We start from the raw sequence: 13,042 nt of genomic DNA on the forward strand, positions 1-13,042 counted from the left end.
GGCTATGATACGCTTGAGCTCCCGTACCGGCTAGGGAGCTGGGTGCAAACTGTTGCCTGTGTAACAAAAAATGAAACCAAGACTGCATATCCACCATTTCGACCCGCAAAGATCGCTCCACGAGCTGTTTGGCCGGTTGCAACCGCAACCCTGGGCCATCTTGCTGGAGTCAGCCGGTGCCCAGGGCGCCGACAACCGCTTCGACATCCTCAGCGCCGATCCCCTCGCCACCCTGGAAACCCGCGGTGCCAGCACCTGTCTGCGCCGTGGCAACACCGTCGAGCATCATGATGGCGATCCCCTCAGCCTGCTCGCCAGCACCCAGCGCGCCTTGCTGGGGGAGCTGACGCAGGAGGCCTGTACACTGCCCTTTATCGGCGGTGCCCTCGGGCTCTTTGGCTATGATCTGGGGCGGCGGTTCGAACGTCTGCCAACGCTGGCCCACGCCGACATCCGAGTGCCGGACATGGCGGTGGGGATCTACGACTGGGCACTGCTGCGGGAGGTGGCGACCGGCGCCTGGCAGCTGGTGCATTGGGGGGACGAGGCGGGGCTCGCCAGCCGGCTGCAATGGCTAGAGGCGCAGCTGGCGCAAACGGTCCCTTCCTGTACCTCGCAAGAGGCCTTCTCCTTGCAGGGGTCCTGGCAGAGCAACATGAGCCGGGCCGAATACGGTGAGAAATTCGCCCGCATCCAGGCCTACCTGGCGGCGGGGGATTGCTATCAGATCAACCTCACCCAGCGCTTCAGCGCCCCCTATCGAGGGGATGAGTGGTCCGCCTATCTCAGCCTCAGCGCGGCCAATAGGGCCCCCTTCTCGGCCTTCATCCGGCTGCCAGAGAGTGCCATATTGAGCCTGTCGCCGGAGCGCTTCCTGCTGCTCGACGGCCGCCATATCGAGACCAAGCCCATCAAGGGGACCCGCCCACGACTTGCCGATCCGCAGCAAGATCAGGCCAGCGCCCTCGAGCTGGCCAGCGCCGACAAGGACAGATCGGAGAACCTGATGATCGTGGATCTGCTGCGCAACGACATCGGCAGAGTGAGCCGCCCCGGCAGCGTCAGCGTGCCGCACCTGTTTGCGGTAGAGTCCTTCCCCGCCGTGCATCACCTGGTCTCCACCATTCATGGCGAACTGGATGCCCGCTGGCAGGGGGTGGATCTGCTGCGCGCCTGCTTCCCCGGCGGCTCCATCACGGGGGCGCCCAAGATCCGGGCGATGGAGATCATCGAGGAGCTGGAGCCCCAGCGGCGCAATGCCTATTGCGGCAGCATCGGCTACCTGAGCCAGCACGGCCGGATGGACACCAGCATCTGCATCCGCACCCTGATCGCCGAGGCCGGACGGCTCCATTGCTGGGCGGGGGGTGGCATCATCGCCGACTCGGATGCGGACAGCGAGTATCAGGAGACCTACGACAAGGTCGCCCGCATCTTGCCGCTGCTGGCTGCCCTGCGCCAGTGACGGCCCCTTGCACCGCCCACAGGGAGGGAAACACCAAGATGGACAGTGCCGAACTGCTGACCCGGTTTCTGCTGCAGCGCCCTGCCCCTGCACATCGGCTGATGCTGACCGGGCTCAAGCCGGCGGCCGTGCTGCTCCCCCTGGTGGAGCGCCCCACCGGGCTGCAGTTGCTGCTAACCCGTCGCAGCGCGCAGCTGCGCCACCACCCGGGGCAAATCAGCTTCCCCGGTGGGCGCCAGGATCCGGAGGACGAGAGCCTGATCCACACAGCCCTGCGAGAAACCCGGGAGGAGCTGGGGATCCCCTCATCCAAGATCCACGTCATCGGCAGCCTCACCCCGCTCAACACCATCTCCCTCTACGACGTGTTGCCGGTGCTGGCCATGGTCGACGCCGATTACCAGCTCACGCTGAGCCCCGATGAGGTGGAGCAGGCTTTCGAGGTGCCGCTCAACCATGTGCTGGATCTGGCGCACCACATCGCCCTGACCATCCCCAGGGCCGGCAAGCACCACACCATCTACTGGATCCCCTGGCAGCAATCTTTCATCTGGGGGGCGACCGCCAGCATGATCCGCCAGCTCTCCGCGCACCTGTCAAAATAACATTCCGATAACCTCGCCGGATGAAAAATTATCCAATTAACACTCAACTAACATTGAATATGATAAAGAGATTTTGATTTTTTATTCTTTTGATCACATTTTTATAAGAAAGTACGGGGTTGCGCCTCATAAAGGTGAATCTGATCAACATTTTTGATTAAAAAAAAAGTATTCTTGCGCCGACTCAATCAAAACTACACATTCGGGGTAAGACACATGTCTAATACTGTCACCGGCGCACAAGACGTCGCGGCCACACAGGAGCAAGGTACCCGCTCCCTGCAATCTCGCAGTTGGAACAAGCAGGACACCACTTGGGTGATCAGCCTGTTCGGTACCGCCGTCGGGGCCGGTATCCTGTTCCTGCCCATCAACGCCGGCATGGGTGGCTTCTGGCCACTGGTGGTGATGGCCCTGCTGGTGGGTCCCATGACCTACCTCGCCCACCGTGGGCTGGCCCGCTTCGTGCTCTCCTCCAAGAACCCCAATGCCGACATCACCCAAGTGGTGGAAGAGCATTTCGGCGTTGGTGCTGGTAAATTAATCACCCTGCTCTACTTCTTCGCCATCTACCCGATCGTGCTGATCTACGGGGTGGGCATCACCAACACGGTGGAAAGCTTCTTGGTCAACCAGCTGCAGATGACGGCGCCTCCGCGCTGGATCCTCTCCATCGTGCTGATCATGGGGATGATGTCGGTCATGCTGGCCGGTGAGAAACTGATGCTGAAGGTCACCGAGATGCTGGTGTACCCGCTCATCGCCATCCTGGCGGGCATCTCCCTCTACCTGATCCCGGACTGGACCGGCGCCGCCCTGGCCCAGGTGCCTTCCACCAAGGACTTCGCGACCACCCTGTGGCTGACCATCCCGGTGCTGGTGTTCTCCTTCAACCACAGCCCGGCCATCTCCAGCTTCGCCCTGGCCCAGCGCCGCGACTACGGTGACAATGCCGTCGCCAAGTCCGATGCCATCCTCAAGCGTACCGCGGCCATCCTGCTGGGCTTCGTGATGTTCTTCGTCTTCTCCTGCGTGATGAGCCTGACCCCGGCCCAGCTGGCGGAAGCCAAGTCCCAGAACATCGCCGTGCTCTCCTACCTGGCTAACCAGCACTCGAGCCCGATCATCTCCTACTTCGGTCCGCTGGTCGCCTTCGTTGCCATCGTCTCCTCCTTCTTCGGCCACTATCTGGGTGCCCGTGAAGGTCTGCGCGGCATGATCAACCAGCAGATGCGCAGCGCCGGCAAGACGGGTACAACCTCCAAGAAGGTTGAGCTGTTCATCATCGCCTTCTTCATCCTGACCCTGTGGGGCGTGGCCGTGATCAACCCCTCCATCCTCGGCATGATCGAGTCACTGGGCGGCCCCATCATCGCCACCATCCTGTTCCTCATGCCGATGTACGCCATCAAGCGTGTGCCGGCCATGGCGAAGTATCAGGGTCATATCAGCAACCTGTTCGTCACCATCATGGGGCTGATTGCCATCTCCGCCATCCTGTATCAGCTGTTCGGCTAATCCTCTCGGCCTAGCCAACAAGCAAATGCCCGCCAGTGATGGCGGGCATTTTTTATTGCCTGTCTTAGCACCATGGCCTGCGTGCTCTGGATTGGCGATCGTTCCCTGATCGCGACACTCCTACGCCCCCCGCTCTGCTATTGGGATCCTGGCAGCCCCTCTTTAAGCGCCAGTCGCCGAACCCTGGCCCCATACCCTAAAGCACCCGACATCCGAGAGGGACAAGGGAAGTCATCAAGGACATGGAAAGGGCGGGGCGCTTGGCACCATAAGTGACAGAAGAGCCATATCCTCTCCCCCACAGCCAGCGCCCCTAAGACCTGTCGTATCCCATCTCCATGCGCAGTGCTGGTGCGAGTCCCCGGCTCGAAACCCATAGAGCCCCAGTCGAGATGGGATGTCAGCGGGGCACTCGTGCCACTGAGCCGCTTGCGGTTAGCTGCCCCCAAGACCCCAGCTGGTGGCATCTAGGCCCACCTAAGTGACGGGTTCAAGGCAAGGCGAACAACGAACAACGAACAACCACCGGCTAGCCTGCAAGGGCAAATCCCCCATCCCCTCGCCCTCTTTTGCGGCCATAAAAAAACGCCCTCCGGAGAGGGCGTTTCTGGCGGTTTGACGCGCGGTTATCAGGCTTCGCGACGAGAGAGAGGCGCTGCATCCAGCAGGGTCTCATCCTCGGCCATACAGGCGGCTGCGGTGAACAGCACGTCGGTGGAGCTGTTGAGCGCAGTCTCGGCAGAATCCTGCAGCACCCCGATGATGAAGCCGACGGCCACGACCTGCATGGCGATGTCATTGCTGATGCCAAACAGGCTGCACGCCAGCGGGATCAGCAGCAGGGAGCCACCGGCCACGCCGGAGGCACCGCAGGCACTGATGGTCGCGACCACTGAGAGCAGCACGGCGGTTGCCAGATCCACTTCCATCCCCAGGGTGTGCACCGCCGCCATGGAGAGCACAGTGATGGTGATGGCGGCACCGGCCATGTTGATGGTCGCCCCCAGCGGAATGGAGACCGCATAGGTATCTTCCGGCAGACGCAGTTTTTCACACAGCGCCATGTTGACCGGAATGTTGGCGGCAGAGCTGCGGGTGAAGAAGGCGGTCACACCGCTCTCTTTCAGGCAGGTTAGCACCAGCGGATAGGGGTTGCGCTTGATCTTCCAGAACACGATGAGCGGGTTGACCACCAAGGCGATGAACAGCATGCAGCCAATCAGCACCACCAGCAGCTGGGCATAGCCGAGCAGGGCACCGAAACCGGTCTCGGCCAGGGTGGATGCCACCAGACCCAGGATACCGAGCGGCGCGCAGCGGATCACCGCCCTGACGATGGTGGAGACCCCGTGGGACAGATCGGAGATCAGTGCCTTGGTGCTCTCGTTGGCGTGACGCATGGCGATGCCCAGGCCGATGGCCCAGGCCAGGATGCCGATGTAGTTGGCGTCCATCAGCGCCTTCACCGGGTTGGTGACCACGTTGAACAGCAGGGTCTGCAGCACTTCGGTGATGCCACCCGGCGGGGTGATATCGGCGCTGTTGGCGACCAGATGCAGGTTGGAGGGGAACAGGAAGCTGGCAACCACGGCCACCACGGCGGCGGCGAAGGTGCCAAACAGATAGAGGGCGAGCAGCGGGCGAATACTGGTCTTCTGACCCTGTTTGTGGCCGAGGATCGCCGCCATCACCAGCACGAAGACCAGCAGCGGGGCGACCGCCTTCAGGGCACCGACGAACAGGCTGCCAAGCAGACCCGCCGCCTTGGCCCATTCCGGCATGAACATAGCAAGTAGGATACCGAGTACCAGACCGACCAGGATCTGGCTAACCAGACTGGTGCTGTTGACCAGTCGTATGAGGGGGTGTTGTTGTGTCATCAAATAGTCCCTGTGCACTCAAGGTGCGTGAATCAATAGTCCTGTTGGCAACCTGCCACACGCCGGGATGCCGGCACACTGACGGCGATCCCTCTTGGCAGATCTTCTTCTGGATCCGTCCAAATACGCGCGGGGCTGCGGACAAGGAATATCCCATCTGCCACCGTTTTTTTCCACATAATCACTGAAAAATATCAGGGTCACCTCACAAAAAATCTACAACAAGGTGATAACACAATATCAACCACGGTCAAATAATAGCCATCCCAGTCCGTTCATCGGCCGAGCCGACGCCAACGTGCTATCATGCCGCTCTTTGTGCTGGAGCCCTGCCATGATCCCCACCCTGTTGACCCGACACTTCGGCTTCGATCAATTGCGACCCGGCCAGGAAGAGGTGATCAGCCGCCTGCTGGCCGGCAAGAGTGCGGCGGCCATCTTCCCCACCGGCTCCGGCAAGTCCCTCTGCTATCAGCTGCCGGCACTGGCATTGCCTCATCTGACCCTGGTCATCTCCCCGCTGATCGCACTGATGCATGATCAGCTCGCCTTCTTGCGCGGCAAGGGCATTGCCGCCGCGACCCTGGACTCCAGCCAGACCGTGGAGGAGAGCCGCCGCGTGATGCAGCAGGCCAGTGACGGTCAGCTCAAGATCCTGATGATCTCGGTGGAGCGGCTCAAGAACGAGCGCTTTCGCCGCTTCATCGCCCAGGTGCCACTCTCCTTGCTGGTGGTGGACGAGGCGCACTGTATCTCCGAGTGGGGCCACAATTTTCGCCCCGACTACCTGAAGCTGCCGGATCATCGCCGCGAGCTGAATATTCCTCAGGTGTTGCTGCTCACCGCCACCGCCACCCCGGCGGTCATGGCAGACATGCAGGCCAAGTTCGCCATCGAGGAAGAGGATCTGGTGGTGACAGGTTTCTATCGCGCCAACCTGGATCTCGCCGTCATCCCCCTGGCTGGCCCGGCGCGCGATGGCTGGTTGCGCGACGAACTGCAACGAGACCCCAAGTCCCCCACCATCGTCTACGTCACCCTGCAACACAGCGCGCAGCAGTGTGCCGAGCAGCTGCAGGCCATCGGCATCCGCGCCAGCGCCTATCACGCCGGGCTGGATCCTGCCATTCGCAGCCAGATCCAGCATGACTTCATGGCGGGTCGACTGGATTGCATCGTCGCCACCATCGCCTTTGGCATGGGCATCGACAAGGCCGATATCCGCCGGGTCATCCACTACGACTTGCCCAAGTCCATCGAGAACTACAGCCAGGAGATCGGCCGTGCCGGACGGGATGGTCACCCCTCCCGCTGCACCGTGCTGGCCAGCCGTGCCCAGTTGCCGGTGCTGGAGAACTTCGTCTACGGGGATACCCCGGACAGGACCGCCATCCTGGCCTTGCTCGAGATCCTGCGCGAGAGCGGCAGCGAGTGGGAATTTGGCCTGCTGCGCCTCTCCAACGAGACCAATATCCGCCAGTTGCCGCTCAAGACCCTGCTGGTCTACCTGGAGATGGCGGGGATCATTGCCCCGGCCTACAGCTATTTCGCCGAGTATCGCTTCAAGTTCGTGCTGGAAAAACAGGAAATCCTGGCCCGCTTCAACCCGGATCGACGCCATTTCCTGGAGCAGCTGTTTGCCTGCGCCCCCCAGGCGCGCAGCTGGTGCACCATGGATTTCGATGCGCTCTGGCAGGGTTATCAGGGGGAGCGGCAGCGCGGTGCCGCCGCGCTGGATTATTTGCAGCAGCAGGGCTGGATCGAGCTGGAGAGCAAGCAGATGACGGATGTCTATCGGGTATTGCGCCAGGAGCTGGACATAGCGCCGCTGGCCGATCAGCTGCATGCCCTGTTCGAGCAGAAGGAGCGAAGTGAGCTGGCGAGGCTGCAGGCCCTGCTGGCCTTCTTTACCTCGACCCGTTGCCTGAGCCATGAACTGGCCCACTACTTTGCCGATGAGCAGGCGCCGAGCCACTGCGGCCACTGCTCCGTTTGCCGGGGCGAGATTGCCATCCTGCCCCAGCTGCCGACCCTGGGCTTGCCCAACGAGTCCGGCTTGCGCGCCTGGTGCGATCCCCTGGTGGCCCTGTGCCAAACCCGAGATCCCCGGGTCCTGACCCGCTTCCTGTGCGGCATCGCTACCCCGCTGACCACCAAGGCCAAGGCAAAAAGTCTGGCCGGTTTCGGCCGGTTGGCCGCGCATCCCTTCGCCGAGGTGCTGACGGCGGTCTCCCGCCTGTACCCCGCCGTGCCTTGATGGCGCAAGTTTGCCGGACGCCGAAAAAATAAGACCCTCGCGGATGCGAGGGTCAAGCCAACGGAAACGTGCTTAAACAGAGCTTAGTATCTGCACAGCCACCCACTCTCTTGCTAAAGCGATGACTGCTCGACACAGGGCCAATCTAGTGCAGCCAGAATGTAGCGTCAATGTAAAAATTAGAGCTTGAACACAAAACAACACGCATTACGTTAACGTAAACGTAAATAAAATATCTCTGCTTCCCCCGCTAGCCTTGTCCCGCCTGACATTCCGTAAATTAAGAAGCGAACGCCACCGCTTTCCCTGCCTGCCACACAAACATTTATTTTTTATGTCTTTGACATTTACATCACTGTCGTGGCAAAAATAATTTAACAGTCAGTAACATAGGTATGTCATTGACTGCACCTTCCCGCACAAGGATCGGGAAGCCCCGTGCAAACTTAAACCAATGATGGCGATGGATTACTGGGGGCTGTTGACTAGGCTTAAGAGGAAAACAGAACAAAAGTAGTGATCCACTCTTTTTCAGGGTAAGCGACTATAACGAGGGCTAAGTTATGGGCATCTTCGAGCACTATCAACAGCGGTATGAGAAAGCCAGAGAGGAGGAGTACAGCATCCAGGAGTTCCTGGACATGTGCAAACAGGATAAATCCTGCTACGCCTCCGCCGCCGAGCGTCTGCTGGTTGCCATCGGCGAACCGGAAATGGTCGATACCTCGGTCAATCCGCGCCTCAGCCGCCTTTTCTCCAACCGCGTCGTCGCACGCTATCCCGCTTTCAAAGACTTCTATGGCATGGAGGAGGCCATCGAGCAGATCGTCTCCTACCTCAAACACTCCGCCCAGGGGCTGGAAGAGAAGAAACAGATCCTCTACCTGCTGGGGCCCGTCGGCGGCGGCAAGTCATCGCTGGCCGAAAAACTCAAATCCCTGATGCAGAAGGTGCCTATCTATCGCATCAAGGGTTCACCGGTCAACGATCACCCCTTCTGCCTGTTCGACATCGAGGAAGATGGCGAGATCCTGGAGAAAGAGTACGGCATCCCGCACCGCTACCTGCGCCCCATCATGTCGCCCTGGGCCGCCAAGCGGCTGCACGAATTCGGCGGTGACATTTCCAAGTTCAAGGTGGAGAAGGTCAACCCCTCCATCCTGGATCAGATCGCCATCGCCAAGACCGAACCCGGCGATGACAACAACCAGGACATCTCCTCTCTGGTTGGCAAGGTCGATATCCGCATGCTGGAGCACTATGCCCAGGATGACGCCGATGCTTATTCCTACTCAGGCGCGTTGTGCAAGGCGAACCAGGGGATGATGGAGTTCGTGGAGATGTTCAAGGCCCCCATCAAGGTGCTGCACCCCTTGCTGACCGCGACTCAGGAGGGGAACTACAACGGCACCGAGGGGCTCTCCGCCCTGCCCTTCGACGGCATCCTGCTGGCTCACTCCAACGAGTCTGAATGGCAGCAGTTCCGCAACAACAAGAACAACGAGGCCTTCCTCGACCGGGTGTACATCGTCAAGGTGCCCTACTGCCTGCGCGTCTCGGAAGAGGTGAAGATCTACGAAAAACTGCTGATCAACAGCGAACTGACCGATGCCAAGTGTGCCCCTGGCACCCTGGAGCTGCTGGGTCAGTTCTCCGTGCTCTCCCGCCTGAAGGAGCCGGAAAACTCCAGCCTCTACTCCAAGATGCGGGTCTATGACGGCGAGAGCCTGAAAGACACGGATCCCAAGGCCAAGAGCTATCAGGAGTATCGCGACTATGCCGGCGTGGATGAGGGCATGAACGGCCTGTCGACCCGCTTCGCGTTCAAGATCCTCTCCCGGGTATTCAACTTCGATCACGCGGAAGTGGCCGCCAACCCGGTGCACCTCTTCTACGTACTGGAGCAGCAGATCGAGCGGGAACAGTTCGCGCAAGAGCTGCACGATCGCTACCTGGAGTTCATCAAGGGCTACCTGACCCCGCGCTACGTGGAGTTCATCGGCAAGGAGATCCAGACCGCATACCTCGAGTCCTATTCGGAGTACGGTCAGAACATCTTCGATCGTTACGTCACCTATGCCGATTTCTGGATCCAGGATCAGGAATACCGCGACCCGGAGACCGGCCAGCTGTTTGATCGGTCGTCGCTGAACAGCGAGCTGGAGAAGATCGAAAAACCGGCGGGGATCAGCAATCCGAAAGATTTCCGCAACGAAATCGTCAACTTCGTGCTGCGTGCACGGGCCAACAATGCAGGTCGTAACCCCAACTGGACCAGTTACGAGAAGCTGCGCACCGTGATCGAGAAGAAGATGTTCTCCAACACGGAAGAGCTGCTGCCGGTTATCTCCTTCAACAGCAAAACCTCGGCCGAGGAGCAGAAGAAGCACGATAACTTTGTCGAACGGATGATGGAGAAGGGCTACACCCGCAAACAGGTGCGCCTGCTCTCCGAATGGTATCTCAGGGTACGCAAGTCATCCTGACCCTGATCGGTTCAAGGGGGAGTTATGGCGCATTTTATCGACCGCAGGCTCAACGGCAAAAACAAAAGCGCTGTCAATCGGCAGCGCTTCATCCGCCGTTACAAGAAGCAGATCAAACAAGCGGTCTCGGATGCTGTCTCCAAACGCAGCATTCAGGACGTGGACAAGGGCGAGAGCATCAGCATCCCGACCAAGGACATCGGTGAGCCCCATTTCCATCAGGGGCAAGGCGGTAAGCGGGAGATGGTGCATCCCGGCAACGACCAGTTCGTCTCCGGCGACAAGATTGACCGGCCCAAGGGAGGGGGCAGTGGTCAGGGTGGCGGAGAAGGCCAGGCCTCGGATCAGGGCGAAGGGGCGGATGACTTCGTGTTCCAGATCTCCAAGGACGAGTATCTGGATCTGCTGTTTGAAGACCTGGAGCTGCCCCGCCTGCAGAAAACCCAGCTCAACCAGCTGATGGAGATGAAAACCTATCGGGCGGGCTACACCTCCAACGGGGTGCCGGCCAACATCAACGTGGTGCGCTCCCTGCAAAACTCACTGGCGCGGCGCATGGCGCTGCAGGCGGGCAAGAAACGCCAACTGCGCGAACTGGAGGAGAGACTCGCACAGCTCACCAGCGCCCCCAACGATCACTTTGCCGAAATTACCCAGCTCGAGAAGGAGATCCGGGAGCTGAAACGGCGGATCGAGGCCGTGCCCTTCATCGATACCTTCGACCTCAAGTTCAACAACTTCGTCAAACGCCCGGTGCCGTCCAGCCAGGCGGTAATGTTCTGTCTGATGGACGTCTCGGGCTCCATGGATCAGGCGACCAAGGAGATGGCCAAGCGCTTCTACATCCTGCTCTACCTGTTCCTTAGCCGGACTTACAAGAATGTGGAGGTGGTCTACATCCGCCACCACACCCAGGCCAAGGAGGTGGACGAGCACGAGTTCTTCTACTCCCAGGAGACCGGCGGCACCATAGTCTCCAGCGCCCTCAAGATGATGAACGACATCATCAACGAGCGTTATCCCGCCAATCAGTGGAACATCTATGCGGCGCAGGCATCGGATGGGGACAACTGGGCGGATGACTCGCCCCAGTGCCGGGAGATCCTGATGCGCGACATCATGCCGCGGGTGCGTTATTACTCCTACATCGAGATCACCACCCGTGCCCACCAGACCCTGTGGCACGAATACGAATCTGTGGCTGGCCAATTCCCCCACTTCGCGATGGAGCACATCCGCAAGGTGGAGGACATCTATCCGGTCTTCCGTGAGCTGTTCAAGAAGCAAGCGGCTTGAGGGACGTCATATGGTAGAAACCGCGAGAAAAATAGCGCCGCTGGACGATGGTCCTGACTGGAACTTTGATTTGCTGGAGATCTATCACCAGGAGATTGCCCGGGTCGCCAGGTTTTATCGGCTGGATACTTATCCCAACCAGATCGAGGTGATCACCGCCGAACAGATGATGGATGCCTACTCCAGTGTGGGCATGCCCATCGGCTACCAGCACTGGTCGTTTGGCAAGCGCTTCATTCACACCGAGCGCAACTACAAGCGCGGCCAGATGGGGCTGGCGTATGAGATCGTCATCAACTCGGATCCCTGCATCGCCTACCTGATGGAGGAGAACACCATGCCGATGCAGGCACTGGTGATGGCCCATGCCTGCTATGGCCACAACTCTTTCTTCAAGAACAATTACCTGTTCAAGGCCTGGAGCGATGCCTCCTCCATCATCGATTACCTGCTGTTTGCCAAGAACTACATCACCGAGTGCGAGGAGAAGCACGGCATCGATGCCGTCGAGCGCTTGCTCGACTCCTGCCATGCCCTGATGAACTTCGGGGTGGATCGCTACAAGCGCCCCCAGAAGATCTCTCTGGCCGAAGAGAAGCGGCGCCAGAAGGCGCGGGAAGATTACCTGCAGACCCAGGTCAACGAGCTCTGGCGTACCCTGCCCAAGCAGCACAAGGCCTCCGGCGTCGAGGACAGGCGCTACCCGCCCGAGCCGCAGGAGAACATCCTCTATTTCATCGAGAAGAATGCCCCCCTGCTGGAACCCTGGCAGCGCGAGATAGTGCGGATAGTGCGCAAGATCAGCCAGTACTTCTATCCGCAGAAACAGACCCAGGTGATGAACGAGGGCTGGGCCACCTTCTGGCACTACAGCATCCTCAACCATCTGTATGACGAGAGGAAGATCAGCGATCGCTTCATGATAGAGGTGCTGCACAGCCACACCAACGTGGTCTATCAGCCCCCCTACAACAGCCGTTACTATTCCGGCATCAACCCCTATGCCCTGGGCTTTGCCATGTTCACCGATCTGCGCCGCATCTGTGAACACCCCACCGAGGAGGACAGATACTGGTTCCCCGACTACGCCGGCACCGACTGGGTCGAGACCCTGCACTTCGCCATGCAGAACTTCAAGGACGAGAGCTTCATCAGCCAGTTCCTGAGCCCCAAGGTGATGCGCGACATGAAGTTGTTCGCCATCGACGATGACGATCTGAAGAACTACCTCAAGGTGTCCGCCATCCACAACGAGGAGGGCTATCGCCTGGTGCGTAATACCCTGTCAGCCCAATACAACCTGAGCAACCTGGAGCCCAACATTCAGGTCTACAACGTGGCGGTGAAGGGCGATCGCTCGCTCACCCTGCGCTATGTGCCCCACAACCGGATCCCCCTCGGCGAGTCGCGCCACGAGGTGCTCAGGCATCTGCATCAGCTGTGGGGGTTTGATGTGGTGCTGGAGCAAGATAACGGGGAACTGCCCGCCGACATCATAGGACGTTGCCCGGAACGCAAGGGCGTCACCTGACATC

Annotated in this window: 8 protein-coding genes; 7 read left to right on the forward strand and 1 reads right to left on the reverse strand. The window is 59.8% G+C overall.

Translation table 11 applies throughout. From position 1 onward, the window contains the following. Positions 1–70: 70 nt before the first annotated feature. From pabB to KW825_RS09210, 3 genes are all read left to right on the forward strand, one after another. Positions 71–1,465 carry an aminodeoxychorismate synthase component I gene (gene pabB / locus KW825_RS09200; RefSeq protein ID WP_218329007.1) on the forward strand — a complete coding sequence of 465 codons (1,395 nt, stop codon included), beginning with the start codon at positions 71–73 and terminating at the stop codon, positions 1,463–1,465. Between the two features lie 38 nt (positions 1,466–1,503). Then, a complete protein-coding gene (locus KW825_RS09205; RefSeq protein ID WP_218329008.1) occupies positions 1,504–2,070 on the forward strand; it encodes a CoA pyrophosphatase in 567 nt (188 codons plus the stop codon). A gap of 216 nt (positions 2,071–2,286) precedes the next feature. Then, positions 2,287–3,588, forward strand: coding sequence for a serine/threonine transporter (locus KW825_RS09210; protein WP_218291267.1), 1,302 nt, complete (start codon positions 2,287–2,289; stop codon positions 3,586–3,588). A 629-nt stretch (positions 3,589–4,217) separates the two neighbouring features. On the opposite strand, the gene sstT is transcribed toward KW825_RS09210, so the two are convergent. Beyond that, positions 4,218–5,468: a serine/threonine transporter SstT gene (sstT, locus tag KW825_RS09215; RefSeq protein WP_042652298.1), complete on the reverse strand. Its 1,251-nt coding sequence runs from the start codon at positions 5,466–5,468 to the stop codon at positions 4,218–4,220. 334 nt (positions 5,469–5,802) lie between these two features. Here sstT and KW825_RS09220 point away from each other — a divergent pair, with 334 nt between their 5' ends. From KW825_RS09220 to KW825_RS09235, 4 genes are all read left to right on the forward strand, one after another. Further along, positions 5,803–7,725: an ATP-dependent DNA helicase RecQ gene (locus tag KW825_RS09220; RefSeq protein ID WP_218329009.1), complete on the forward strand. Its 1,923-nt coding sequence runs from the start codon at positions 5,803–5,805 to the stop codon at positions 7,723–7,725. A 563-nt stretch (positions 7,726–8,288) separates the two neighbouring features. Continuing rightward, a complete protein-coding gene (locus KW825_RS09225) occupies positions 8,289–10,211 on the forward strand; it encodes a PrkA family serine protein kinase (RefSeq protein ID WP_042652300.1) in 1,923 nt (640 codons plus the stop codon). Between the two features lie 24 nt (positions 10,212–10,235). Then, on the forward strand, positions 10,236–11,507 hold the full coding sequence (locus KW825_RS09230) for a YeaH/YhbH family protein (RefSeq protein ID WP_218329010.1): 1,272 nt from the start codon (positions 10,236–10,238) through the stop codon (positions 11,505–11,507). A gap of 10 nt (positions 11,508–11,517) precedes the next feature. Continuing rightward, the gene (locus tag KW825_RS09235; RefSeq protein WP_218329011.1) at positions 11,518–13,038 is read left to right on the forward strand and encodes a SpoVR family protein; all 1,521 of its coding nucleotides are present in this window, start codon (positions 11,518–11,520) and stop codon (positions 13,036–13,038) included. The last annotated feature ends 4 nt before the right edge of the window (positions 13,039–13,042 follow it).

The sequence above is a fragment of the Aeromonas sp. sif2433 genome (assembly GCF_019218705.1).
Taxonomy (GTDB): domain Bacteria; phylum Pseudomonadota; class Gammaproteobacteria; order Enterobacterales; family Aeromonadaceae; genus Aeromonas; species Aeromonas encheleia.